Genomic DNA, 26,499 nt, shown 5'->3' on the forward strand with positions numbered 1-26,499 from the left:
AAACCAACTCAGAAGGAGGGGAACAAAATGAAAAGAGTCTTAGGCATTTTAGTTGTTATGGTTTTAGTTTTATCGGTATTTGCAGGGCCTAATCACTTAGTAATTTTCCACATGAACGATACTCACGCACATGTGTGGGGAACGGAAGATGGTGGAGGATTTGCCAGGGCAGCTACCCTGATAAATCAAGCAAGAGAAGAAGTGGCTAAGGAAGGTGGAGCAGTACTTTTTCTACATGCTGGTGATGTAAATACAGGGATTCCAGAATCTGATCAGTTGGATGCAGTTCCTGACTTTTTGGCTTTACATTATATGGGTTTGGATGCTATGGTTTTGGGTAATCACGAATTCGATAAACCTTTTGAAGTGCTTGAGAAACAATATGAAGTAGCACAATTTCCGTTCTTAGGGGCAAATTTTGTCGATGAAAAACATGGAGGACCAATTTTTGAACCGTACATCATAAAAGACTATGGTGATTTCTCAGTTGGAATTATAGGTCTTGTTACTGAACAAACGAAAGTTTTAGAACCAATTTATTTAGGCGAGAATACAATTGTGGATGCAGAAGAGACTTTAAAGAAATATCTTCCAATAGTCCAAGAAAAAGCCGATGTAGTTATAGTCCTTGGACACTTAGGTTATCATGCAGATGGAGGAAGGCCTAACTTGTCTGTTGAGTTCACTACCTCAGATGAGTTAGCTGAAAATATATCTGGAGTAGATATTATAATAGACGGACATTCTCATACTTTGTTAGAAACACCTGTAGTAATCAATAATGTTATAGTAGCACAAGCTGGAGAGAATGCAGAGAACATTGGGAGAATAGATTTATGGATTGATGATGGTAGGATAGTAGATTGGAGAGGAGAAGTAATTCCACTAACATCTGATATCCCCGAAGATCCTTTCATAAAAATGTTTACAGATGCTTTTTATCAACTTGGATCAGAGGCTTTGAATGAGGTTGTTGGAGTGACAAAAGTATATCTCGATGGGGAACGAGCCCACGTTAGAAGTGACGAAACGAATCTAAGCAACCTTATAGCAGATGGCATGATTTGGAAAACAGGTGCGGATGTTGCTTTAATGAACGGTGGCGGGATAAGAGCCTCTATTGAAGCAGGGGATATAACCTACAGAGACATTTTGACTGTTTTACCTTTTGGAAACACATTGTACGTTTTAGAGTTGACTGGGAAAGACATAATGGATGTTTTAAATTATGCTGCTACAATTCCTGATGGCCAAGGAGCTAAGTTACATGTTGCAGGGCTAACTGCAGAAATAAAAGGTGGAAAAGCTACAAACGTAAAAATAAACGGTAAACCCATTGATTTGAACAAAACTTATAAAGTTGTTACCAACAACTATGTAGCTGCAGGCGGAGACGGATACACTATGCTTGAAGGTAAACCTGGTTACGATACATACTTTAGAGACGCGGATGCTTTACGTGAATACATTGCTCACTTGGGAACTATTGAAAATTATACTTCCCAAGAGAGATTGATAGAATTAGATCAAGTTAAGTAAACAAACAAAAAGGGGTGTAAGAAAAAGCTACACCCCTTTTTAAGTCCTTCCAAAGTATTTATCTAAGGTTTTAAATGTAATTTGAATCATTATCGGCCTACCATGTGGACAGGTTAGTAATTTTTTCTCAAAGATGTTGTTTAAAAGTGTTTCCATACCGGTAGGATTATCTTTAGTTTTTACAGCCGCTCTACACGCCATAGTAGCCAAGTTCTTATCAAGTATGTTTGATTGTTGATCAAAATTTGATATTCTTAGATCATCCGCTATCTCGAATATCAATCTTTCAGCGTCATCAATTTTCACAAGGGAAGGAAGTCCTTTTACAATAATTTCTTTATCTTCTTCTTCCAATTTTATACCCAATTTTTCTAAGTGATCTTTGTTTTCTAAAATTATTCCTTTTCTTACTTCGTCTAAAGATATTTTAAGAGGGTTAAGTAGAAGATCGGAAGTAAGTCCACCTTTTTCGTATAGGTTTTCCTTTAAAATTTCATATATATAACGTTCATGTGCGGCATGAAAATCTACTAAAAGTAATTTGTCTTCACCTTCGACGACAAGATATCTTTCAGCAACTATGCCCAAAATGCTTAATTTTTCAAAAGAATTAATTTTTTCAACAGGTGTAAACGTCTGATTCTTTTGATATTCAAAACCTTTAAAATCAAAGGTTTTTGACGGTTCATAAAGTCTATAATTATTATCAAAATGGATATTTCCTTCCTGAGGATCTCCTATTTCAGAGTTATTAAAAAAATCGTCTGTATTTTCAAAATAATCTGCATTCGTAGTTTTTTGTGAAAGATCAACTTTTTGTGAACGCTCTTTCTTGCTGTATAAATTTTGAACAGAGAACGAAGAATTTTCATTATTTGTAGCAGGGGTATCGTTACTACTTATGAATTCCATCGTAAAGTGAGTGTTTTCCTTTAGGGCCTCTCTTACAACTTTTTTAAGTAAAGAAGCTATCTTTTGTTCGTCCGTGAATTTTACTTCCAATTTTTGAGGGTGAACGTTTACATCTACCATATCTGATGGTATTTGTATGAATATTATTCCATAAGGATGAATTGATTTTTCTAGCATCTCACCGTAACCTTTTTCCAAAACGGAGTAAAGTGAAGCCGCCTTAATATACCTGTTGTTTACAAAAAAGTGTTGGGCGGTTCTGTTATTTCTTCCAACTTTTGGTTGTGAAATAACTCCAGATATTTTGCATAATGAGTCGTTGTGTTCAATTTCTATGAGATCATCTCTTTTTAACTCGGGATATATTTTTAAACATTTTGTAATTAGATCCATATCAGAAGAAAATTTGTAGATTTCTTTGTTGTCTCTTATATACGTTAAGTTAATGTTGTTCGTAAAAGCAAACTTTTCTATAATCTCTGTAACGTATCTTCCTTCTGAAGAATCACTTTTAAGAAATTTTCGACGTGCGGGAATGTTGAAAAAAAGATCCATAATCTCTATTTTCGTTCCATTTGATGAGTTAACCCTCTTTTTTTCTATTATTTTTCCGCCTAATATTTCTAACATTGTTCCAACTTCTTTTTCAGGTGGTTTGGAGGTCATTTTCATTCTAGAAACCCTTGAAATTGAAGAAAGGGCCTCACCTCTAAAACCAAATGTTTTTAATTGATAAAGATCCTCAATGGAGAAAATTTTGCTTGTGGTATGAGGAAGTATAGATAATTCTAATTCCTCTTCTTCCATCCCAATTCCGTTATCATCGACTTTAATTAGCGATTTGCCACCATCAAGTATTTCAACGGTTATATTATCTGCTTGGGCATCTAAAGAATTTTCTACCAATTCTTTAACTACAGAGCTTGGCCCAGATACAACCTCTCCAGCCGCTATTTTCATTACCACTTCAGGGTTAAGTACTTTTATTCTCATAAAAAACACCTCTTCAAAGTATAACAGTTCATTTATTATTATATCATCTTTAAAAACTCAACCTCAAAAAATAGTGAATTTTTGTTATAATAATACATGTATGAATTTTATAAGGGGGAAATGCAATTGAATATAGGAATGTTTTCCGATACTTATTTACCGCAGAAAAATGGAGTTGCTACAGCTATAAAACTCTATAAAGATGAAATGGAAAAAAGAGGACACAATGTTTATCTATTTGTACCAAAATATAAATTTGACTATAAAAGGAACGATGATAAAATCTTTGAATTTCCGGCTGTTAAGTTTGTCTTCGAGAAAGAGCAGAGGATTGCTCTACCTTTTTCTCCAGAAATTTTTAAAATTAAAGAGTTAAACTTGGATATAATACATTCTCACGATCCCTTTTCTATGGGAATTCTTGCAAGAATTGTTTCACGTATGTTAAAACTAAAACATGTAGCGACACATCATACTATGTATGATTACTATTTGCACTACCTACCATCGATAGTTAGGCCGCAACCAGAATTTGTTCAAAAAATCATAAAAAATTGGTGTTTAAAAACGGATAAAATAATCGCTCCTACAGACAATATAAAAGAGACGCTCGTTGAATATGGTGTACCTTCACAACATATTGTAACTATTCCAACTGGGATAGACCTAGCTTCTTTTGATAAACCTATTAACTGGGATTTGAAAAAAGAATATCCACAAATAAAAGATGATGACAAAATTCTTTTATTTGTGGGTAGGTTGGGAAAGGAAAAGAACATAAGTTTTCTTTTGAAGGTGTTTAAGAAAGTACTTTTAGAGGAAACAAAGGTAAAATTTGTTATTGTTGGTGGAGGGGCTGAAAAAGAAGCATTGGAAGAGTTGGCTATGGAGCTAAACATAGCTGATAATGTTATTTTTACAGGTTCACAACCAAGAGAAAAGGTAATAGATGCCTACAAACAAGCTTATTTATTTATTTTTGCTTCGTACACTGAAACACAAGGATTAGTTATTCTAGAATCTATGGCTGCTGGTACTCCGGTAGTCGCTTTGGGTAAATTAGGTGTTTATGATATACTTTCTCAAGAAGATGCAGGTGGAATTATGATCAAAGATTTAAATGAAGATGATTTTTCTCATGAAATACTTAAATTATTAAAAGATTTATCGTCATACGAAGAATTAAAAAAGAAAGCTAAAATTTTTGTTAAAGATAATTATTCCATCGAAAAGTGTGTAGATATGATTTTAGAACTATATAAAAGGGAGATATTGACTGTATGAAAGGATTCGATGAAATTATAAATCTCCAACTTGCGGATCTGCGTGAAATACCTATTGAGAACTTTTCCTATATTGGAGATGCTGTTATAGGTTTGATTTACAAGGTGAAATTGCTAAAGGATGGCAGGATAAAAACAAAAGATCTTTATGAAAAAACAAAAGATTTTTTAAGTGCAAAAGCTCATTCAAAGTTTGTTGATATTGTGTTAGATCATTTAACTCCAATAGAAATGCAGTATTACAAACGAGCGGAAAATTCGAACGGTGCGAAGAAAAGAGGCAACGACAATGATTATAGGAAATCTACAGGATTTGAAGCAGTCATTGGATACCTTTTTTTGACTAAAAGTTACTCAAGAATCGAGGAATTATTGGGAGTGATCGATAATTGTATATATACGGAAAAAACATATTGAAAGAGATTATTGAGACTCGTTATCCTGTAAAGCATATTTTTTTCAGTAGTTCCAAAACGGAAAGAGGGTCTTTAAAAGAAATCGTCGAAGATGTTGCAAATTTAGGATATTCTTACAGTTTTTCCCCCAATGAAGTTTTGGAAAAGATGGCTTTAACAAGCAAGCATCAGGGAATCGTCATTGATATCGGGAACGATTTTAAATATGAAAATTTGGATATAATTGAAGGAAAAGAAAAACTATTTTTAGTAATCTTGGATCAAATACAAGATCCGCATAATTTTGGAGCTATTGTAAGGACTTCGGTGGCTGCAGGGGTTGATGCCATTATAATACCAAAAGATAATGCTGTTGAAGTCACACCTGTTGTTATAAAAGTATCTTCTGGTCAAATATTTAAGATACCAATAATTAAAGTAACCAATCTTTCCAATACAATAGAGACATTAAAGAAGAAAAATGTTTGGGTTTATGGAGCAGATGTCGAGGGCAAACCCTATTATGAAATCGATTGGCAAGGAAACATATGCTTGGTTTTTGGAAATGAAGGGAATGGCATTCGAAAAAACGTTAAAAACCATTGTGATGAATTAGTAAGCATACCGATGTTTAACAACGTTGAGTCTTTAAATGTATCGGTTAGTGCTGGAATTATACTTTTTGAAGCAAAAAAACAAAGAACTTTTAATAAGCAATTATAAATTTCAAAATTTTATGGAGGTGTATGTTGTGAGCAATACAACAAGAAAAGTTCTTTCTGTGATGGTATTTACCATTTTGTTCGTGGTTATTTCATTTTCTCAAACAGATTCAAATCTCAAAATTGGTTATGTAAACTTTGAAAAGACAGTAGAAAGTTACTACAAATGGAAAGATTTGGAATCCATGTACCAAATCGATCTAAAATATTATCAAGGGAAAATCAATGAAATGGAACAGCAGTTCAAGGATTTACAGAGTTCGGGTGCGACTGAGGAAGTACTGCAACAAAATCTTCAACAATTACAAACTCGTGTAAATCAATATCAACAAGAATTGCAAAATGAGTATCAGCAGAAAATGGCAAACATCGCTTCGGAAGTAACAGTAAAGATAGCTCAGTATGCAAAAGAAAATGGTTACGATTTGATTTTAAATGAAAACGGTGTGGTTTATTACAATCCAGAATTAGATTTAACCGAAAAAATTATTCAGTATTTGAATGAGAATTAAAAATAAATAGTTATGGAAAAGGTTATTGTTGATTGTAGAAACATCAGTAAAACATATGGGAAAAAGATTGTGTTAGCTAATGTTCAATTTCAATCAAAATTCGGCTTAATTACAGGATTACTTGGACCAAATGGTGCAGGGAAAACAACTCTTTTCAAGATAATTTTAGGGTTAGTTGTTCCCAATTCAGGGGATGTTTACCTCGATGGCCAAAATATAACTCATCTTCCTATACACAAAAGAGCGTTGAATGGATTGGCTTATCTGCCTCAAGAACCGTCTGTTTTCAGGAACTTATCTGTTAGAGATAATCTTGAAATGATCGCCGATCTTCTTAAGATTGAAGATGCAGATCAAAAAATTAAGAGTATAATGGAAGAGTTTGGATTGGGTAATTTAATGCACCAAAAGTCTTATTCTTTATCTGGTGGAGAAAAAAGGAAATTAGAATTTGCTAGAACGTTGATAACAAATCCAAAGGTAATCCTTTTGGATGAGCCTTTTGTTGGAATAGATCCCATAACCGTTAAGGATATACAACAAATAATTAGAAAACTTGCGAAAAGTGGGATTTCAATAATTGTTACGGATCACAGTATTGATGAAATTGCTCAGGTAGTTGATGAACTTTATGTTTTACACAAGGGTGAAGTTATAGCTAAGGGTGTTCCAAAAGAGGTTTTGAATGACGCGAGAGTCAAAGAAAGTTATTTGGGTTGGTGATCGGTTTGAATGTAGGAGTTATCGGATATTCCGGAAACATCTTTAAAGAGCCAATTAAATCTTTAAATTCACTTTGTGATGATGTCGGTAGAATTATAGCAGAGAATAATTGGGTTCTAATGAACGGTGGACGTGATGGAATAATGCAATTAGTTTCAAAGGCTGTAAAAAATAGGGGAGGGCATGTTATTGGTTTTTTACCCTGGGAACAGGAAGGGAACGGTTATTTGGATTTTCCTATAAAAACAGGGTTGGATCTTAATATGCGTTCTTTTGTTTTGTTAAAAAATGTCGATGTGGTTGTAAGTATAGGAGGAGAAATTGGCACAGCTATAGAAATTTTGGGGGCTTATTCTTACAAAAAACCGATATTGTTAATGAAAAATTCAGGCGGATGGACAGATAGAATAACTGAAGTTTTGATAGAGGATAAATTTCTTGATAACAGAAAATTAGTAGAGGTAAAGCAAGTATCGTCTATTGATGAACTGGAAAGAATTTTGAAAGGTATTGAAGAGGTGAAAAACTAATGATCAGAGTAAGATTTGCTCCAAGTCCCACGGGTCATCTACACGTTGGGGGTTTGAGAACAGCCTTGTTTAATTGGTACTTTGCTAAGAAAAATAACGGGAAGTTTATTCTAAGAATTGAAGATACCGATATGGAACGCTCCAAAAAAGAGTACGAAGATGCCATTTTAGAAGAAATGAAATGGGTAGGTTTGGATTACGACGAGGGGATTGATAAACCTGGTGAATATGGGCCATATAGGCAAAGTGAAAGACTAGACATATACAAAGGTTATATAGATCAACTCCTAAATGAAGAAAAAGCTTATTTTTCAGTTACTAAAAGCGATGAAATAATTTTTGAAGGTAATAATCTTCCAGACAAATATAAAAAAAACAATGAGTATTCTGTGGTTGTAAAGTTTAAGGTTAATAATGATCAAAAAATATCTTTTTTGGACGAAATTAGAGGAACTATACAATTCGATACGTCTCATATAAATGATTTTGTTATTCTAAGATCAAACGGAATTCCGGTTTACAATTTCACGGTTGTGATAGATGATTATCTGATGAAAATAAGTCATGTTATAAGGGGTGAAGATCATATCTCTAATACCCCCAAACAAATTTTGATATATAATGCTTTATCATTTGAACTTCCAAAATTTGCCCATCTGCCTTTGATTTTAGGTGAAGACAAGTCTCCTTTGTCTAAAAGACACGGAGAGGTTTCGATTACTTATTTTAGAAAAGAGGGATATCTTCCTAAAGCTATATTGAATTACTTGAGTTTGTTAGGGTGGAATGCTAACGAACAGATATTTGATTATACAAAAAAATACCAGGAATTTGATCTGAAAAAGGTTTCAAAAAATCCTTCCATTTTTGATTACACTAAACTTCTATGGACAAATGAAGTGCATTTGAGAAACGATCCAATTGAAGAAATATACAAAAGTTTTGACAATTGGGCTAAATATACAAACGTCAAAATAGACAATGAAGATTCTTTTGTAAAAAAAATCATAGAAGTTTCCAGAGCTAAAGTTCAAACATTAAAACAACTTTATGAATTTTCCAAAAATTTTTTTGTTAAAGAATTCCAATACGAAGAAGAATTTATCGAAAAATACATGAAAAAACCTTGGTTTAAAGAAGTTATCGAGATAACGATAAGAAAACTCTCAGAAATTGATGAGTACGACCTTGCAAATGTAGAAAATACTTTAAAAGAAATAGCCGCTCTAAATATCACTGGTAGAAAAAATGTTTTTCAGACAATAAGAGGATCTCTTTTAGGGAGGTTAGTAACTCCTGGGTTGTACGAATCTATAATTATTTTAGGAAAAAATGAAAGTATTAAAAGGTTAAAAAGAGCTTTGGAATTCTCAAATACTTTGGATATTAATCCAAGAAGGTGAATTCTCTGTGTATCCTTACTTAAAAGGGAAAAACATTTTACTCGGTGTAACGAGTGGAATCGCCATTTATAAAGCGGTTGATCTAATTTCTAAGATGAGACAGATTGAATGTAATCCAAAAGTTATCATGACAAAAAATGCCCAAAGATGGATATCCGACCAGATTTTTTCTGCAGTAGGTAACTGTGAGGTTTACTATGAAACTTTCGATGTTAAAAGCGGTTGGATACCCCATACAGAGCTTTCTAGATGGGCAGAACTGTTTATCGTCGCCCCTGCGACAGCAAATATAATAGCTAAAATATCACATGGAATTGCCGATGATCTACTTTCTTGTACCGCTTTAGCTTATTCGAAAAATCCTAAACTAATTGTTCCTGCAATGAACGTTAGGATGTATGAAAATCCCGTTAATAAAAGGAATTTAGAAATATTAAAACAAAATGGTTGGTATATAATAGACCCCGGAGAAGGTCACTTAGCAGACGGAGAATTTGGTAAAGGAAGGTATCCAGATAATAGTGAAATATTAGAATACAGTGAATACCTACTTTCCAAAAAGGATTTTATGAATAAGAAAGTTTTAGTTACAGCCGGACCCACGGTTGAAAATATTGATCCTGTAAGGTTTTTGTCAAACAGATCCAGTGGAAGAATGGGTTACGAATTAGCAAGAGAATTTGCAAACAGAGGAGCTGAGGTTACTTTAATATCTGGACCCACCAACTTAAAACCACCATCTATTATAAAAAAAATCATAAGAATAGAAAGTGCTAAAGAATTAAGAGAAAGGGTATTAGAGCATTTTGAAGATAATGACATAATAGTTATGACAGCTGCAGTAAGCGATGTAAGAATAAAAAATTATTCGGAACAAAAGTTAAAAAAAGATACAATAGTTAATCTAGAAATTGAGAAAAATCCTGATATAATAAAAGAATTAGGAAGGAAAAAAAGAGTTGGTCAAATACTTGTTGGATTCGCTGCGGAAACAGAGAACTTAAAAGAGAATGCCATAAAGAAATTAAAAGAAAAAAAGATTGATATGATAGTTTTAAACGATGTTTCAAGAGAAGATATAGGGTTTGAAAAAGAGGAAAACGAGGTGACCATTTTTACTAGTAAGGAGGAACTTCGACTTGAGAAAAATCACAAAAGGATTATCGCTAATAATATTTGTGACTTTATTTTCAGTACTTTTTTCTGAAAATTATTTTCGTTTGTATCCCGTTGAATATGATCAAACTCAAAATATTGTGAAAATTAATTTAGAAAGTTATATAAATACTGCGCAAAAACCAAATGTATACATATATGATGGGGGAGATAGAAAGAAATTAACCTTGTATGAAAAAGAAAACGGTGATTTCTCCTTTTATGTTAATTTAAACGCTTTTAAAGGCGATTATTATTCATTCTTAGTAACCTCTACAGATAAAGTAGGGAAAAATGTTTCACAGTTTTTTGCAAATTTTTTGGAAAAATCCTTATTCGCTCCAAATATAGAAGTTGAAATAACCACCTCTGTCGTGGAAAATGGTTATCAATATTATTTGGATTATTACCCAGAAGAAGATTTGGAATTAGTAAAAGTACAGGTGGGGGATACCGTTTTTGAAGGTACAGATGAGTTCTTAAGGCTGCTGGGTAACTTTGAAGATGGGTTTTATGACTCTATTTTTACTTTTAGAAATAGATATGGAATACTTTTTGAACGAAAAGTCACCTTTTTGAAATTGGCAAATGTTGTAGCTACCGAGAACGTTTTAAAACCAAAGCAAAGACATGAAGTATATGGTTACCATATCGTGCAAAAAGGTGAGAGTTTATATAAAATTGCTGAAAAATACAAAGTTCTTCCTGGAGATTTGGTCAACATGAACGATCTAAAAGATCCTTCTTTGATATATCCTGGACAAGCTTTAAAGATAGGACGAGTTAAATATGAAGAAAGTCCTTTACGCTTAGAAATAAACCTTTCGCAAAATAAGATGCACCTATATTTTCATGATCAGTTGTTAAAAACTTATATCGTTGCGGTTGGTATGAGTGATTATACACCGCCCGGTTACTATCGAATTTCATACAAAGAGAAAGACCCTGCATTGTATTGGTACGATGAATATATACCACCCGGATCTCTAATGAATGGAATGGGAACAAGATGGATACAACTCTCAAACCCTCAATATGGGATTCATGGTACAACAAAACCATGGGAAATAGGCAAAAGGATATCTCACGGATGTATAAGAATGTTCAACTTTGATGTGGAAGTTATAGATTTTTTGGCATCTTTAGGGACCGAGGTTTATGTGTACAATGGAGAAAATAAAAAAGAATCCTAAAATTAGGATTCTTATGGCTGGGGTGGCTGGTGGGATTTGAACCCACGACATCCTGAGTCACAGTCAGGCGTTCTTCCACTGAACTACAGCCACCAAAAGTTTGGTGCGCCTGGGGGGACTCGAACCCTCAACCCTTGGATTAGAAATCCAATGCTCTATCCGTTGAGCTACAGGCGCTGGAGCGGCCGACGGGAGTCGAACCCGCAACCCTTGGCTTGGAAGGCCAATACTCTACCAATTGAGCTACGGCCGCATTGAATCGTTAATGGTCGGAGCGACTGGGCTTGAACCAGCGACCTCCGGTGCCCAAGACCGGCGCGCTCCCAACTGCGCTACGCTCCGCTGCCTTACTTTTCAAAATATATAATATCACAAGGAATCTCTTTTGTCAATATTTAATTCTCTATTGTCAAATTATTTAATTTTCTTATGATACAATTATGTAGGGAATTGAATATTAAAAATAAATTCGTTAGAAGGCAGGTTGTGGGGCTAAGGGACGCTATATATAAAGTTTTAGAGTTTCTAAAGTGTCTATAGGTTTGGGAGGTGCTTCATGGAAGTAAAGGAATTGGATAAAAGATTATTAGATACTTTTAAGGTTGATGAGCCTACAATACAGGAATTGAGGAATATTGCAAAAAATTTAGGTATTAAATTAAAACGAAATATGAATAAAAAAGAGATTTTAAAGGCAGTTAGAAAAGAGATTAAAAGGATAGAAGAATCTTCAAATCAAAGAGTTGAGAAAGTCTCGGATTATACAAAATTAGCAAAAAATCTACAAAATCAACAAAAGCTCCCAAAATCAAATGAATCAAAAGAGCTTCCTCAAAAGTATGAAAGGGAAAAACTTAAATTAATGCCTGTCAATCCTAACTGGGTATATGTTTACTGGAACTTTTCTGAAAAAAGTAGAAAAAAACTAAAAAAATTAACAAAAAATTCTAATATTGCTATAAGGATCATAAAAAAATCAACAGAGAATCTAGGAGCAGAAAAAAAGGTTATTGAAACAGATTTAAAATTAGACCAAAACGGCAATACTTATTTCCACCTCCCACAAGATAATTCCACCTATATTGCTTTCCTTGGAGTAAAAGATAAAAAAGGTGAGTTTACTCCTTTTATAGAATCAAATGAAATTACAACGCCTTCTTCATCCATGAAAAGTTCAGATAAAGAAGAATGGTTTTTGATAGAAGATGGAAAAATCATCAAAGAAGATAAAAAAGAAGAACCTGGGCTTTGGAATATTGAAAAACACTCGGTGAGTAGCGAAACAATATTTACAAACAAAAGAAAATTCAGTGATACCAATTTTGGAAGTGATTGAAATTATTAGGAGTAAAAAAGGAAAAATTTTGCTCTTATTGCATGCTCATCTGCCTTATATTCACCATCCAGACTTTGAAAATTTTATGGAAGAAAGATGGCTTTTTGAGGCTTTAACTGAGACATATATTCCTTTAATAAAAATTTTTAAATCTTTAGAAAAAGATAATGTTCCATTTAAGCTTACAATAAGCCTCTCTCCAACGTTGATAGAGATGTTTAGTTTAAATGATTTAAAAGAAAAATATCACAAATATTTATTAAATTTGATAGAATTAACCGAAAAAGAGATAATTAGGACAAAAGATGAAGATCCTAAGATACACCAACTAGCCCAACATTATAGGGGAGAATTAATAGAAGATTTAGATATTTTTTCTGAAGAATATAATCAAGATATATTAAAAGCTTTCAAGGAATTTAAAGATAAAGGTTACATTGAAGTGATAACATCTAATGGCACTCATGGATATCTACCTTTTTATCGGGAATATCCGGAGGCTATTAGGGCTCAAATAAAATCTGCCGTGTTAACTTTCAAAAAATATTTTGGTAAGCATCCTAAAGGGATGTGGTTGGCAGAATGTGCTTATTTTAAAGGGCTTGACAAATATTTATCAGACGAAGATATACGATACTTTTTCGTTGATACACACGGTTTTACTTATGCAGACAGTAAGCCGAGGTATGGTGTATATAGACCTATCATCACCCCAAATAAAGTTTTTGTTTTTGCCAGAGATCCTGAATCGAGTGAGCAGATATGGAGTTCTGAAGTTGGTTATCCTGGCGATCCAAGATATCGAGAATTTTACAGAGATATTGGTTTTGATAGAGAAGAAGATTACATTAAGCCATACATAGATCCAAGTGGAACAAGGTGTAATACAGGAATAAAATATCATCGTATTACCAATAAATTATTATCCTTGGACAAAAAAGAAATATACGATCTTAGAGAAGCCAGAAACGCTGTAAAAGAGCATGTCAGAGATTTTTTATGTAAGAAAACTTCGCAAATCAAGAAATTATCGGCAATTTTAGATGAAGAAGAACCAATAATTGTAGCTCCCTTTGATGCTGAACTATTTGGCCATTGGTGGTATGAAGGTCCGAAATTTTTGGAAGAGCTTTTTAGGCAATCTTGCGAAAGCGAATATTTAGATTTTTCTGTACCTACTGAGGTTTTACAAGCGATTAAAAAAGTTCAAGTAACTTATCCCGACGAATCATCTTGGGGCGCAGGCGGATACCATGATGTTTGGCTTAATGGGAAAAACGATTGGATTTATAAGCATATTCACGAGATAACTGAAAGAATGATAGAAAAAGCCAATACTTTTAAGTGTCCTTCAAATTTACAAAAAAGGGTTTTGAATCAGATGATGAGAGAGGTTCTTCTTGTACAAGCTAGTGATTGGCCTTTTATTATGACTACCGGTACCACAATAGAATATGCAAAAAATCGGGTTAAGTGCCATATTAACAGATTTTTGGATCTGGAGAAAATGTTAGAAAAACAAGAAATTAACGATAAAAGGCTCTCATTTTATGAATGGATAGATAATATTTTTAGAAATATTGATTACACAATATTTTCGAGTGACTATAGAACAAACTAATTTATTTAAAATCATTACATGAAGGGAGGATAAGAACCTTGCCAGAAAAATACTTTGAGATAAGATGGCATGCAAGAGCAGGACAAGGAGCAAAAAGTGCTTCTCAATTTTTAGCGGAAGCTGCAGAAGAATCAGGAAAATTTTCGAGTTCATTTCCAGAATATGGAGCGGAAAGATCCGGTGCTCCAATGAAAGCTTTTAACAGGGTTGCGGATGTGCCTATAAGAATTAAAAGTAACATAGAGACCCCCGATGTGGTAGTTGTCATAGACGACACACTTTTAAAAAACCCTGAAGTAACATCTGGGTTGGCTGAGGACAAATTGTTGTTGGTCAACACAACTAGAAGCATAGAAGAGGTCAGAAATTTAACGGGGTATAAAGGAAGAATCGGTGTAATACCTGCGACGAACATAGCATTGGAAGAAATAAAAAGAGGTATACCTAACACCGTTATGATAGGAGCTTTGATAAGAGCTACCGATATAGTACCTTTAGATGCTGTTAAAGAAAAAATCAAGGCTGCTTTCTCCAAAAAGTTCTCCGATGAAGTGGTAAAAGCCAATATTAGAGCACTAGAGAGAGGTTACCAGGAGGTGAAACTTAGTGAGTGAGCTGAAAGGATGGAAAGATATCCCTATTGGTGGTGTAATTGATAAACCTGCCACCGCAAGGGAGTACAAAACCGGTGAATGGAGGATTCAAAGACCAATAATAGATAGAGAAAAATGTACTAACTGTATGCAATGTTGGCTTTATTGTCCAGATATGGCCATAGGTGGTGGGCTTGATGGTAAAAAGATGAAATTGGGAGAAGTGAATCTGGACTATTGTAAAGGCTGCGGTGTTTGTGCCGCTGTATGCCCAGTTAACGCAATAGAAATGAAACCCGAATCAGAATTTATTTAAAAACAATGTGAAGGAGGTTAAAATATATGCCCGTAAAACTAACGGTTACTGGAGCTGCTGCTGTTGCACATGCTATGAGGCAGATCAATCCTGATGTGGTAGCAGCTTACCCAATAACACCTCAAACACCGATTGTTGAATATTATGCAGGATTTGTATCAGATGGCATCGTAGATACTGTAATGGTTCCTGTAGAATCCGAGCACTCAGCAATGAGTGCAGTAGTAGGTTCGGCGGCATCTGGTGCTAGAACTATGACAGCCACTGCTGCAAATGGGTTAGCATTAATGGCAGAAATAGTATATATAGCAGCTTCTTATAGACTTCCAATAGTAATGCCTATTGTAAATAGGGCATTATCCGGACCTATTAATATACACTGTGATCATTCTGATGCCATGATGGTAAGAGATTCTGGATGGATCCAATTCTTTACTGAAAACCATCAAGAAGCCTATGATTTTACAATAATGGCTACCAAATTGGCGGAAAAAGAGAATGTATTGTTACCTGTGATGGTGAATTTAGATGGTTTCATTACTTCTCATGGAGTGGAAAGCTTCGAGATGCTAGATGACGAAGTTGTAAAAGAGTTTGTAGGAAGCTGGAATCCCAAATACTCTCTTTTAAACACAAAAAATCCTGTTACTTATGGTCCATTGGATCTTTTTGATTATTACTTCGAGCATCATCGTCAACAAGAGGAAGCTATGAAAAATGCTTACAAAGAGCTTCCTGGAGTTTTTGAGGAATTCGAAAAGATATCTGGAAGAAGATACGATTTTCTCGATTTGTACAAAGTAGATGATGCTGATTATATAATGATCGTTATGAATTCTACTGCATCTACAGCAAAATATGTTGTAGATCAACTTAGAGAAGAAGGACAGAAAGTTGGATTGGTGAAACCTCAAGTCTTTACTCCTTTTCCTAAGAAAGAGTTTCAGCAAGTTTTAAATGGAAGAAAGGGTGTAGTTGTTTTAGATAGAGCAATGTCTTTTGGGAAAGAAGCCCCCTTGTATTCCTTAGTAAAATCTTCTTTGTATGAGGTTGCTTCTCGACCCTCTTTAGGTTCTTATGTTTATGGTTTAGGAGGAAGAGACACAACCCCTGAAATGATAAGAGAAGCATTTGAAGATGCTCTTCAAGGTAATCTTATAGCTGATGAACAAAGATACTTGGGTTTAAGAGAATAATCGGAGGTGAATAATTGTGCCTAATATTAGAGATATAGTAGGATACGTTGAAACACATGATTGGGGTTTTACACAAGGCCATAGATTGTGTCCGGGTTGTAATGCTCCGATGGTTGCAAATTGGGCTACTTTGGCTGCAAAAAGTATGGGTTATGAACCTGTAGTGGCAGCTGCCACAGGTTGTCTGGAAGTTTCTTCCACAATATACCCATTTACTTCTTGGAATGTACCTTATATACACAACGCCTTTGAAAATGTTGCTGCAACAATATCCGGGGCAGAAGCTGCTTATAGATCCCTTCTAAACAGAGGAAAAATAAACAACGATAAGATAAAATTTATAGCATTTGCTGGTGATGGTGGCACTTACGATATAGGCTTACAAGCATTATCTGGAGCAATAGAAAGAGGACACGATTTTGTTTACATTTTGTATGATAACGAAGGATACATGAACACAGGTAACCAAAGATCTGGATCTACCCCTCCAGGTGCCGATTCAACCACTGCTCCAGTCGGTAAATCTATATCAGGGAAGTTACAGTTGAAAAAGAGTATAGTTGATATAGTAGCCGGTCATGAAGGTGTTTATGCTGCAACAGCAGCAACCTCTGAACCTTGGGATTTCATGAGAAAAATGCAAGCTGCATTAGAGTTCAAAGGGCCTTCCTTCATTGCTATGCTGGCACCATGTGTAAGATTTTGGAGAATTCCTGACGATTCAGGTCCAGAAGTAACAAAGTTAGCTATTGAAACTAAGTATTGGCCATTATGGGAATACAATATGGGTGTTTACAAAGTTACCAAGAAGCCTAAAACATTCAAACCAATAAAAGATTACGTAGCAAAATTAGGTAGATACAGCAAACTTATGAAAAGGCCAGATGCTAACGAAATACTGGAAGAACTACAAAATTATGTTGATGCTAAATGGGATAGATTGTTGGCTTTGGAGGAAATTTCTAAAGATAAACCTATTAGAACAAAAATATAGAGACTTTAAAGGGGATATTAATTTATCCCCTTTTTTAAATAATAAAAGATTAAACATTGAGCAAATCCAAAAAAATGTGGTAAAATTAAAATCAAAGTCATTTCATTTTTAAAGATAGTAAAATTTTAAGCAATTAGGAGGCATTAGTGGATGAATAATTGGTTTAAAAAGCATGAAAGACTGATCACTATAATAGTTATAGCAGGTTTTTTAGCAGGTATAGTTTGGTGGTCTGTGGCAACTTATGTATCATCTCGGACCCCTGTGACCACTTCACAAAATGGAAACACCCTGAGGAAAGAAGACTCTGTTTTAGTTATCACTAAAGAAGGCATAGAATTGGATTATCCTTATTGGATTATGAAGAGTGAAGTAGATAACATAACTCAACAGCAAGCGCAGATCTATCAACAGTATTACGGTCAACAGTTGGATCCGGTTTTTGATTATTTAACGCTTGATAATCAAGTGGTAGATTTACTTTTTGACGAAAAAATTGTAAGATATTATGCTGAACAAAACGATCTTTTGCCTTCCGATGAAGAAGTGAATAATCAGATAAATGCATTGGTTGATCAATATATATCTCAGTACAAATCTGATGAATCAAATTGGAATAATATGCTTCAGTACTACGGTAGTGAACAAAATATTCGAAACATCTTAATTTCGGGTTTACAACAAACAGTGGAGACCGATTTGATAAATACTGCAGTTAAAGACGCAGTGGCACCAATTTCTAGGGAAGATGCTCTAGCTTATATCGAACAAAACTTTGAAAGTATAAAGAATGATTATGAAGAAGTTAGAGTACAGCATATACTTTTTTCAGATGAGGCAACCGCCAATAGCATCAAGGAAAAGATTGAAACAGGTGAGATAATCTTTGAAGATGCCGCTTCTTTGTATTCAAAGGATACTTCTAATGCTACTAATTCTGGAGAGATTGGATGGATAAAACACGGGCAGTATGAAAAAAGTTTTGAAGATGCAGCATTTAATGGACAAGTTGGTGAAATTATTGGACCTGTACAAACGTCGGAGGGTTTCCATTTGATAAGAGTACTTGATAGGAAAATATTTGAAAAACCCGAAGATATATTTTTGTATGATGATGTATATGCTGAAGTAGAAAGCACAGTTCAAGGTCAAAAGTATGATAATTGGTTGTCTAATTATAAAGAAAGTGAAAACTTTGGAAGGAATTATTACGATACAAAATTGATGTATATGTACGAGTTAACGAAAGCGGGTACAGATGTAGAAAGATTAGAAGAATTAGCGAAAGAACTAGAAAGTATTGTATTCGAAGGTAATGAAATTTCAATGGAAGTTGATTCTGATTATTTGGCTATATATACAATGGTTGTAAGTCAGTTAATGGGTTTATACAGTGATCAAACTACTTCCATAAATCAATATCTTAGTCTATCTGAATTTGTGGATCCAGCTATTGTTTCACTAGGTTTGGATGCTATAAATAACAAACTCGAAGAATTGAACGCTCAATCAACTACGGATGAAAGTACTTCTTTATCGAGTGAAATATCGAAATATCAAGATGCTAAAAGTTATTTAAGTTCCAAAGAATCCCTTGAGGCTTTGGGAGTACGTACTACAGAAGATGCAAGCGTTATGAGAGCAGAATTACAAACTAAATCACAAGATTACACTGAAAAGTTAAAAAAGGTATTAGCCGATCTTTACGCACAGTATCCTACTTCTAAAACAATAGTTCAACTTTATTATCAATTGAACCCTCAAGATCCAGAAGTAAAGGTTAGCTATTCGAAGATACAGTTGGATCAGTTAAAACAATACGCCTCTTATTTAGGATCCCAATATTTATTTTCACTATTTCAACAACAGATCACTGAAATCTTGGTAAATGTTCAAACAGTTGTAGATTCTACCCAGGCAGCAACCGATACTAAATTAGAAGCATTAGATGTTGGGTTAGATTTAACTGATTTGTTAGGGCTAAAGGAAATTAAATTGTCTTATTTGGAAACAATAAAAGAGATTGATCCCAACTATTATACTAATATTGATAGTATGATAGAAAGTGTACAAAAAGAAATAGAAGAAGCTAATAATACCTCTAATACTTCTACAGATACATCTCAAGTTGCAACTCCGTCGAATATCCAATGATAGAAACGTAATAAAAAAGGGAGGTATAACCTCCCTTTTTTTGGCTGGGACGGTAGGATTCGAACCTACGAATAACGGAGTCAAAGTCCGTCGCCTTGCCGCTTGGCTACGTCCCATTAACTAAGTCCACAAAAATCATTATAACATATCAACATTATTTTGTCAATACAGCCGTTTAAAACTCTTTTGCGATTAGGTATCCATGACTTGTAGCATAAGTTATCGAACGGGTCCATCCGCTACAGTCTCCAATTATTTTTACGTTTCCAAAGAAATCATTGTTTATCTTATTTGCATAAAATTTAACCTCTGCTCCATATAAAAGATTATCGGGGTAAGTAACCCCTCTTACGACTGTTTCTAATCGTTCCAAAAAATCAATTATTGATTCGATAGTACGTCTGGGGAGAGCTAGATTCAAATCTCCCAAAATAAAGTGTTTGGGATCTAATGTTGGTTCGACTCGCCCTAATTTTTTCGTCCTTTTTGAACCTTTAAAATCTTCGTAACATTGAAGTATAACCTTGTCTCCACCAGCAAGGATATTGGAAAGCTTTGCGATATAAGAACCATAACTTACAGGGTCGTTGAAAGGCTGAGTGAATGAATGAGTAACCAAAATTGCAAAATTAGTGTTGTTAGTCTTTTTGTTAGTGTTAGCATGTCCATTAACCGTTAAAAAGTCATCGTAACTCTCCAAAGTAACCTCTCCGCCAGGATTGTTGCAAAAAGTTCTCACAATATAGCCGGTTTTGGTTTTTAGCCGGATTTTGAATTCGTACATCTCTTTGTTTAGGTAGTCCACTATATGATTAGGAAGTTCAAATCTGACACCAAGATCAACCTTATCATTTGATAAGACTAAATCAGGATGATCTTTGACCATATCGGATACTAATTTGTGGCCTCTTCTGCCAACTGCAACAACGACCTTGTCATAGGTTTTTTCAATGCCACTATTTGTTACTATGACAACCTCTGTACCAGGAATAATTTTGATAACTTCCTCACCAAAAATAAAATTAATGTTATTGAATTTTGAAAATTCTTCGAAAATGTTTTTTACCGTTTCTATTAGCAACTCTGTACCCAGATGAAAAAAGTGAGATCTTACGGGTTCGAAATCAGCATCGTAGAACCTTTTATATAACTCTTTATTTTCAAAAGAATCCCCTTTTTCTAATTTATTCGACAGTTCTAATTTTTTGTCCTCATCCAATTTTGCCAACCCAGATTTTGTGAGATAATATTCTACTACTTTCTTTTGAATGTTTAATGGGATAGTTAAGTCTCCCCCCATTTCTTTTGAAATGAATAATTTCCCATCGTATTTCAAACCGCCAAATCCTGCACCTTCTAAATTCTCTCCTTTTTCATAAATATCTATATTGTAGTGATTTATCTTTTTCTCTTCTTGCAATCCTTTTAGGAAGCCGATAGATGCTGCGCCAAAACCTATAATAGCCATTTTTTCCATGAAACCCCTCCCGTTAAATCATTTGATATTCTACAAAGGTTCAAATTCTATTGACAAGAGTCTATAAATATAGTATAATAACTTTGAATTGCCGAGGTGGCGGAATTGGCAGACGCGACGGACTCAAAATCCGTTGGGGTGGAGAACCCCGTGCGGGTTCAACTCCCGCCCTCGGCACCAACAAAGGGCATGCCTACGCATGCCCTTTAATCTTTTTTTGTAACCTCATCGCATTTCTAGTGAGGTTCTTCATTGCAGAATGAAATCAATTTTTAACTTATTTTCTTCCATTGAACTTACATTTAGTAACAAGCCATACTGGCCTTTCAAATTTGGCACGTAATTCTGAAAAATAGGGGTTAAATCGACAAAGGCGTAAGTAACATCCCCGGTTCCAACTCGTTCACTTAATTTTTGAAACAACTCATTCTCTGAAAGCTTTGGCTTACCATTCAGAAGTTTTTGAAGCTCATCCGGTTTTATTTGTGAGACCATCATATATTCGTCTTTCCAAACATAAAAAGTATTAGTTAAAATTTCTGTTTCATCGTTTTGATTTGTGATTTCAGATTCTATATAAAATTCCATCATGTTTTCACTGATCTTTTTGTACTTTATATTATTTTCATTCAAAATAGGTATAATTTCGTCTATTTTAGCGTCAGTTTTCAATTTTAAATAACTTGCATTACTTGCATTAGAAATTGTTGGCATTGCACCGTTGCTCGTAGTTAAATCAACGTTAGCCTCTACTCCTTGAGAAAGAGATATTAAATTTTCTACGATTTTGTAATCTACTATAATATTTATGAAATCGGCGTAATTTGTTAAATCTTTTGGGATAAAACCAGAGGTAAAAAATATACTACCCAGGAAGGGATATTCTTGAGCCCCTTTTACAAAGTTTTTATCGATAAATTCTGTTTCTGCAGTTCCATTTCCTCCACCTATTAAGAATCCATCTTTAACGTAAAAATAGCCTTCTCCTTGATAGTCAGAGGTGTTTATTCTGTAATATAACCCCTTTTTTGTGGGAAGAATTTCTTCAAAATCAGTAACCCCTTTTTCAGAAGAAGAATATACCTCTTTATTTTGAATCATTACAAGATAATTTTGATTCCCAATACTTTGATAGATAGGGGTAAAAGAAATTCCGTAATCTTTCAGAGGTTCTAATAATTTATCCAAATCTGAGGCAAAAGTTTGGGGATTTTCTAAAGGGCCAACGGAAAAACCGAAAATATAATTATTTTCTTTGGGTTCTTGAACGAAAATCGAAAGGTCAACATTGAGATTACTTAGAAAACTTTCGTAATCTATTTTTAAAGCGTTAAAATACATTTGAGCAAGATTAGAAATCATTAGTTCTGCGTTAAATGGTTCTAGCAATAAAGTTTTCATAGTTGGTACAGTTTTTAAATCTGTGTATGTGCCTTCTAAATCATTTATTAAGACTACTGCTTTTGAATCTGAAGGGACTAATTTTAAAACGTCTTGAGGAAAAATTGTGATACTAAAAATGAAAATTACTAATAAAAAAGAAAATAAGAATTTTTTCATAATTTACATCGTGCGATAATACGCACATTACCTCCTTTGATTTATTTTTTGATATTATCCATATTATTTTATCATAAATTTCCAAAATAATTGAAAACTTTTGTCTACATTTCTATTAGCAAAGCAAGCAATAAAAACGATATTTGATAGATAAAACTGTTTTCAAAACTGTATATATCTATTGGAGGCAAACTTACCTTTTTTCTTAACAATATGAACGATAGAATTCCTGCAGAAAAGAGTAAATATCCAGTCATTATTTTTAAGATAGATAGGTCAGAAGCGATAATCTTGAAATAATAAGTTATATATACAACGTTTAAAATTGCGAAGAAGAACATATACCAGTACTTGTATTCAAATTTTTTCTTCTTCACTTTAAAGGTGCTTAATAATTTATAAAAGTACATTCCGAAGATAAAAATGTTTATCTCTAAAAAATAGGATAAAGATAAATTATCCTTGAAGATATAAAGGCTAAAGGGGAACAATCCTCCTAGGTTCATGAGCAAGAAAAAAAGCAAAAAAAATGTATCTAAGGATATTTGTGAACCTTGTAGTTCTTTTAGATTTTTTGTACCGTTTTTCTCGTATATATCTTCGGCTATCATGAATAAAAATCCTTTGGTGAACATATGAAAAACTATAAAATATGGGAAAAGAGAAGGTTGGAGTAGAATAACCATCAGCCCATAACTCATCTGAGTCATTGTAGAATAAGCCATAAATTTTTTGATATCGTATTGTAGCAACGTAAATATGGATGCCAAAATAGCAGTTATAACTGCGAAATAGTACAGAAAATTTTTAAGTTCATTGGGTAAAGATGGTGTGAGTAAATAAATTATAAATAAAGGAAGTTTAACGATCATACCTGATAATATAGGAGAGATTCCTTTTACAGCCTCCGTGTGGGCATCGGGTAACCATCCAGAAAGAAAAAATAGTCCGCCTTTAGTTAACAACCCTGTTAGGATAAAACTGAAAGCAAAGGTATTAATTCCATTTAAAAGGTTGTAATTTAGATTCAAGGTACCTGAATTTGAATAAAGAATTCCTACCCCTATCAAATAGAAATTTAAGGCTACTAAGCTCATCATCATGTACTTCAAAGCTGCCCATATTCTTATTTCATTCTTATCGTATGATAATAAAAGAAAGGTTAATATAGAAGCGAGCTCCAAATGAACGTATATGTTGAAAAAATCTCTACTCATAAAGAAACCGTTTACACTTCCTGTCAATAGAAGCCAAAGTGAGAAAAACACATGATCATAATTTTTATAGATTCTAAAAAAGGTTATTAAAGAGAAAACATTGAATAAAATAAGTAAGAACTTAATAGTAAAGTCAAAGGTGAATTCGATACCTTTAAGTGCGGAATAGTTTCCTATTACAAATGAACCTTCTTGAAAAATAGCAAGAAATAAGAAAGTTAGTATATACGAAATTGTCACCAGTATGGTGGTTTTTCTTTTAAAAATATAAGTCAGTATGCCGAAAGATATTGGTATTAAAGATACAAGTAGAATCATGTTTTGCTCCTGTTCTTATGAGATTTTTTATTTTTTCTTGACTTTCTTTTCAATTTCGTCAACCTCAAGGGTCTTGAATTTGGAAGATAATATCATTGCAAAAACTAACATTAATGCCAAATTTGCAAATCCAATTACTATAACGGTAAGTAGAAAAGAATGTATGAGTGGGTCCGCGTAACTTTGTAGATGTGTGCTGATGATAGGTGAATTTGCATCATAGGCTAAAAGAACAAAAAAAAGAACTATTCCCCCTTGGAATACCCCGAGGTTAATAAATATTAAGATAAGATCTTTCTTTACGATAATTCCAAATAAGCCAATAAGTATTATTGATAAGGTCAGGATATAGAAAATATTCATAATAACCCCTTATGTTTTAAAAATCTATACAGAATAGTCCATGATCCACCAAAAACCTCGAAATAAATTAAAAAGTTTAGTAAAATGGCAGACCCTCCACTAGCCAGCTCCCCGGGATATCCATTTAGATGGAAATTAGAAAAAATTGTATCTCCCCAAGTATATCCTAATAAACCGTATATTATTATGAATAAAGGAACCAACATTTTTAGCTTCTCGATTTTAGATTTTACAAACAAGTTTTCTATTTCATCCGTTGGTCTAACCAGGGAAACAGCAAGAAAACCTGTTCCTAGAATAGTACCTGCAGCAAATCCACCACCAGGGGCTATATGCCCGGTTATCGCAATATAAAGAGAGATTAAGACTATTATTTGAAAAATTATTGGAGTTATAACCTTTATGATTGGTGTATCGTATATTATCTGTTGGTCGTCGGAAGCAACCGTTGGAATTTTCCCTATAAATTCGGAAATACCAATGATTACCACCGTAAAAACTAATATTTCAAAAAAGGTGTCGTATATCCTATAATCAAGAACAATAGCAGAAACCATATTAATCGATCCATTTTCGGTAAGGATTTCAGAAGATTCATAGAAACTTTTCATATCTCCAACTTTTAAATTTAATCCAAGAACGAAGAAAATTATGATTGTCAAGGTTAAAACAATGTACTTTTTCAACCTATATACCTCCTGACAAGGTTTTCATAGTATACGGTGTCACTTTTTATTTCTTCCAAAAATTTGTTGAAGTCCCTTGCTAAAGATTTATCCCTTTTATAAAAAATTATCCTGTAACTAGTATCTTTAATAATTTCTATTTTTTTGGACAGTAGCGTTTCTCCTCCCATCACTATTTTTCGGAATCTTACCGCATCTATTATGAAATCATCATCCAAATCTTCAAAGCTTTGTGATTTTAAGTTCGTCGTAAAAATTCCTAAACAAGTTTTATTAGGCTGACCAACAGCGTATAATTTTGATAATAATATACCGTTGGAAGGTATTATGTTTTCATAATTATTATCTTCTAAAATTATTCCTCCAGCCAGAATTTCTCCATGGTCGTTTATGTTATCTATAGGATCTTCAAGATCTTTGGTATTTACTTTTATAAAATCGGCATCCAATCCTTTTCTTTCCAAAAATTCTTTGATCAGTTCGTATTCAAATCCGTATAAATTTCCTTCTTTTTCCTCTATCATATAAGGTGTTTCGATGTAGTAGACCTTAACCTCGGCAGTCTTTTTTATGGCAATTAGATATATAAAAATAACAAAAGCGGCACCAATAGTTATTTCAACAAAAGCTACATCCGGAGCATTCAGAAGAAAAAATAGTACAGAAGTGGCTACAGAAAAAACTCCGTAACCGATGATCACGTTAATATAGCTTTTTTGTGATAATATGTATAATGAAAGAACGATCAAACTTAAAAACAAAAAAATTATAGAATAGTTCACTTGATTTTTCTGCCCACCTTTTCACCAGACTTTGCAGCGTGATAAGCAATTATTGAGGAGATTGCTGGATTTAAAACTAGAATGAGGATAGATAATATGAGTAATCTTGCCATGTTTTCTGGATATTTGAGCATCAGTGAGATTATAACGGAGATTATTCCTACTGTGTCTGCTATCCCGATTGCTTGAATTTTAGAATAGAAATCCTCCATAGTAAACAATCCTAAAGATCCTGCAAAAAGAAATATAATTCCTATTCCCATTAAAATATTGGCGATCATCTTTTATTACCTCCTCTTTCCAGGTAAGCGGATACTATCAAAACACCCCAGATGTTAAGAATTAAGAATATAATTATAACGTCTAAAAGAAACGATTGATCAGAGGCAAGGGAAAAAACTAACATCAGTATGACCGCTTTTGAAGAAAACGAAGAGTAGGAAAGTACCTTTTCCCATTTTGATTTTGTCAATATCAGCTTAATCAAAATCATAGAAAGAGATATAAGGATGAAAATTTCTAATAT

General features: G+C 33.7%; 26 protein-coding genes and 6 tRNA genes. 18 read left to right on the forward strand and 14 right to left on the reverse strand.

Annotation, left to right across the window (positions count from 1 at the left end):
• Window positions 1-27 precede the first annotated feature (27 nt).
• Window positions 28-1,539 carry a 5'-nucleotidase C-terminal domain-containing protein gene (locus X927_RS09045; protein ID WP_103077745.1) on the forward strand — a complete coding sequence of 504 codons (1,512 nt, stop codon included), beginning with the start codon at window positions 28-30 and terminating at the stop codon, window positions 1,537-1,539.
• Between the two features lie 39 nt (window positions 1,540-1,578).
• Here the strand turns inward: X927_RS09045 and mutL are convergent, their stop codons facing one another.
• The gene (gene mutL / locus X927_RS09050; protein WP_103077746.1) at window positions 1,579-3,444 is read right to left on the reverse strand and encodes a DNA mismatch repair endonuclease MutL; all 1,866 of its coding nucleotides are present in this window, start codon (window positions 3,442-3,444) and stop codon (window positions 1,579-1,581) included.
• A 120-nt stretch (window positions 3,445-3,564) separates the two neighbouring features.
• On the opposite strand from mutL, the gene X927_RS09055 reads away from it, so the two are divergent.
• The 9 genes from X927_RS09055 to X927_RS10285 are packed head-to-tail and all read left to right on the forward strand — an operon-like array spanning window position 3,565 to window position 11,360.
• On the forward strand, window positions 3,565-4,728 hold the full coding sequence (locus X927_RS09055) for a glycosyltransferase family 4 protein (RefSeq protein ID WP_245855516.1): 1,164 nt from the start codon (window positions 3,565-3,567) through the stop codon (window positions 4,726-4,728).
• Window positions 4,725-5,144 carry a Mini-ribonuclease 3 gene (locus tag X927_RS09060; protein WP_103077748.1) on the forward strand — a complete coding sequence of 140 codons (420 nt, stop codon included), beginning with the start codon at window positions 4,725-4,727 and terminating at the stop codon, window positions 5,142-5,144. Before X927_RS09055 ends, X927_RS09060 begins: the two co-directional genes overlap by 4 nt.
• Window positions 5,117-5,845, forward strand: a complete 729-nt coding sequence (gene rlmB, locus X927_RS09065) for a 23S rRNA (guanosine(2251)-2'-O)-methyltransferase RlmB (protein WP_103077749.1) — start codon at window positions 5,117-5,119, stop codon at window positions 5,843-5,845. Before X927_RS09060 ends, rlmB begins: the two co-directional genes overlap by 28 nt.
• A 28-nt stretch (window positions 5,846-5,873) precedes the next feature.
• Window positions 5,874-6,356 (forward strand): OmpH/Skp family outer membrane protein, encoded by a 483-nt coding sequence (locus X927_RS09070; protein ID WP_103077820.1) that lies wholly within the window; start codon window positions 5,874-5,876, stop codon window positions 6,354-6,356.
• 12 nt (window positions 6,357-6,368) lie between these two features.
• On the forward strand, window positions 6,369-7,079 hold the full coding sequence (lptB, locus tag X927_RS09075) for an LPS export ABC transporter ATP-binding protein (RefSeq protein ID WP_103077750.1): 711 nt from the start codon (window positions 6,369-6,371) through the stop codon (window positions 7,077-7,079).
• Window positions 7,080-7,084: 5 nt separating this feature from the next.
• On the forward strand, window positions 7,085-7,609 hold the full coding sequence (locus tag X927_RS09080) for a TIGR00725 family protein (protein ID WP_103077821.1): 525 nt from the start codon (window positions 7,085-7,087) through the stop codon (window positions 7,607-7,609).
• On the forward strand, window positions 7,609-9,012 hold the full coding sequence (gene gltX, locus X927_RS09085; protein WP_103077751.1) for a glutamate--tRNA ligase: 1,404 nt from the start codon (window positions 7,609-7,611) through the stop codon (window positions 9,010-9,012). The genes X927_RS09080 and gltX overlap by 1 nt, the downstream gene beginning before the upstream one ends.
• 7 nt (window positions 9,013-9,019) lie before the next feature.
• Window positions 9,020-10,219, forward strand: a complete 1,200-nt coding sequence (gene coaBC, locus X927_RS09090; protein WP_103077752.1) for a bifunctional phosphopantothenoylcysteine decarboxylase/phosphopantothenate--cysteine ligase CoaBC — start codon at window positions 9,020-9,022, stop codon at window positions 10,217-10,219.
• Window positions 10,152-11,360 (forward strand): L,D-transpeptidase family protein, encoded by a 1,209-nt coding sequence (locus X927_RS10285; protein ID WP_211287858.1) that lies wholly within the window; start codon window positions 10,152-10,154, stop codon window positions 11,358-11,360. Before coaBC ends, X927_RS10285 begins: the two co-directional genes overlap by 68 nt.
• A gap of 18 nt (window positions 11,361-11,378) precedes the next feature.
• Here the strand turns inward: X927_RS10285 and X927_RS09100 are convergent.
• From X927_RS09100 to X927_RS09115, 4 genes are all read right to left on the reverse strand, one after another.
• Window positions 11,379-11,453, reverse strand: a tRNA-His gene (locus tag X927_RS09100).
• Window positions 11,454-11,461: 8 nt separating this feature from the next.
• A tRNA-Arg gene (locus tag X927_RS09105) sits at window positions 11,462-11,537 on the reverse strand.
• Window positions 11,538-11,613 (reverse strand) — tRNA-Gly (locus X927_RS09110). It lies immediately after the preceding tRNA gene.
• Window positions 11,614-11,626: 13 nt separating this feature from the next.
• A tRNA-Pro gene (locus X927_RS09115) sits at window positions 11,627-11,702 on the reverse strand.
• A gap of 214 nt (window positions 11,703-11,916) precedes the next feature.
• Between X927_RS09115 and X927_RS09120 the strand changes: the two genes are divergently transcribed.
• The 7 genes from X927_RS09120 (at window position 11,917) to X927_RS09150 (ending at window position 19,570) form a co-directional block, all read left to right on the forward strand.
• Window positions 11,917-12,696: a DUF4912 domain-containing protein gene (locus tag X927_RS09120; RefSeq protein WP_103077753.1), complete on the forward strand. Its 780-nt coding sequence runs from the start codon at window positions 11,917-11,919 to the stop codon at window positions 12,694-12,696.
• Entirely contained in the window at window positions 12,689-14,317 is a 1,629-nt protein-coding gene (locus X927_RS09125) for a glycoside hydrolase family 57 protein (protein ID WP_245855524.1), read from the forward strand. Before X927_RS09120 ends, X927_RS09125 begins: the two co-directional genes overlap by 8 nt.
• Before the next feature lie 38 nt (window positions 14,318-14,355).
• Entirely contained in the window at window positions 14,356-14,931 is a 576-nt protein-coding gene (locus X927_RS09130) for a 2-oxoacid:acceptor oxidoreductase family protein (protein ID WP_103065088.1), read from the forward strand.
• A complete protein-coding gene (locus tag X927_RS09135) occupies window positions 14,924-15,226 on the forward strand; it encodes a 4Fe-4S binding protein (protein ID WP_103065089.1) in 303 nt (100 codons plus the stop codon). Before X927_RS09130 ends, X927_RS09135 begins: the two co-directional genes overlap by 8 nt.
• 26 nt (window positions 15,227-15,252) lie before the next feature.
• Window positions 15,253-16,422 (forward strand): pyruvate ferredoxin oxidoreductase, encoded by a 1,170-nt coding sequence (porA, locus tag X927_RS09140; protein ID WP_103065090.1) that lies wholly within the window; start codon window positions 15,253-15,255, stop codon window positions 16,420-16,422.
• Between the two features lie 13 nt (window positions 16,423-16,435).
• Window positions 16,436-17,416, forward strand: coding sequence for a thiamine pyrophosphate-dependent enzyme (locus X927_RS09145; RefSeq protein ID WP_169925229.1), 981 nt, complete (start codon window positions 16,436-16,438; stop codon window positions 17,414-17,416).
• 150 nt (window positions 17,417-17,566) lie between these two features.
• Window positions 17,567-19,570 (forward strand): peptidylprolyl isomerase, encoded by a 2,004-nt coding sequence (locus X927_RS09150; RefSeq protein ID WP_103077755.1) that lies wholly within the window; start codon window positions 17,567-17,569, stop codon window positions 19,568-19,570.
• A gap of 41 nt (window positions 19,571-19,611) precedes the next feature.
• Here X927_RS09150 and X927_RS09155 read toward each other — a convergent pair.
• A tRNA-Gln gene (locus tag X927_RS09155) sits at window positions 19,612-19,686 on the reverse strand.
• Between the two features lie 59 nt (window positions 19,687-19,745).
• A complete protein-coding gene (locus tag X927_RS09160; RefSeq protein WP_103077756.1) occupies window positions 19,746-21,047 on the reverse strand; it encodes an FAD-dependent protein in 1,302 nt (433 codons plus the stop codon).
• A 90-nt stretch (window positions 21,048-21,137) separates the two neighbouring features.
• On the opposite strand from X927_RS09160, the gene X927_RS09165 reads away from it, so the two are divergent.
• Window positions 21,138-21,227: transfer RNA gene (locus tag X927_RS09165), tRNA-Leu, on the forward strand.
• A 69-nt stretch (window positions 21,228-21,296) separates the two neighbouring features.
• Here X927_RS09165 and X927_RS09170 read toward each other — a convergent pair.
• The 7 genes from X927_RS09170 to X927_RS10485 form a co-directional block, all read right to left on the reverse strand.
• On the reverse strand, window positions 21,297-22,607 hold the full coding sequence (locus tag X927_RS09170) for a hypothetical protein (RefSeq protein ID WP_103077757.1): 1,311 nt from the start codon (window positions 22,605-22,607) through the stop codon (window positions 21,297-21,299).
• Window positions 22,608-22,711: 104 nt separating this feature from the next.
• Entirely contained in the window at window positions 22,712-24,142 is a 1,431-nt protein-coding gene (locus X927_RS09175) for a complex I subunit 5 family protein (RefSeq protein ID WP_103077758.1), read from the reverse strand.
• A gap of 27 nt (window positions 24,143-24,169) precedes the next feature.
• A complete protein-coding gene (locus X927_RS09180; RefSeq protein WP_103077759.1) occupies window positions 24,170-24,505 on the reverse strand; it encodes a cation:proton antiporter subunit C in 336 nt (111 codons plus the stop codon).
• Window positions 24,502-25,191 carry an MnhB domain-containing protein gene (locus X927_RS09185; protein WP_103077760.1) on the reverse strand — a complete coding sequence of 230 codons (690 nt, stop codon included), beginning with the start codon at window positions 25,189-25,191 and terminating at the stop codon, window positions 24,502-24,504. The genes X927_RS09180 and X927_RS09185 overlap by 4 nt, the downstream gene beginning before the upstream one ends.
• Window positions 25,188-25,973: a Na(+)/H(+) antiporter subunit B gene (locus X927_RS09190; RefSeq protein WP_103077761.1), complete on the reverse strand. Its 786-nt coding sequence runs from the start codon at window positions 25,971-25,973 to the stop codon at window positions 25,188-25,190. Before X927_RS09190 ends, X927_RS09185 begins: the two co-directional genes overlap by 4 nt.
• A complete protein-coding gene (locus tag X927_RS09195) occupies window positions 25,970-26,254 on the reverse strand; it encodes a monovalent cation/H(+) antiporter subunit G (protein ID WP_103077762.1) in 285 nt (94 codons plus the stop codon). Before X927_RS09195 ends, X927_RS09190 begins: the two co-directional genes overlap by 4 nt.
• On the reverse strand, window positions 26,251-26,466 hold the full coding sequence (locus tag X927_RS10485; RefSeq protein WP_103077763.1) for a monovalent cation/H+ antiporter complex subunit F: 216 nt from the start codon (window positions 26,464-26,466) through the stop codon (window positions 26,251-26,253). The genes X927_RS09195 and X927_RS10485 overlap by 4 nt, the downstream gene beginning before the upstream one ends.
• Window positions 26,467-26,499: the final 33 nt, after the last annotated feature.

The sequence above is a fragment of the Petrotoga mexicana DSM 14811 genome (assembly GCF_002895565.1).
Lineage (GTDB): Bacteria > Thermotogota > Thermotogae > Petrotogales > Petrotogaceae > Petrotoga > Petrotoga mexicana.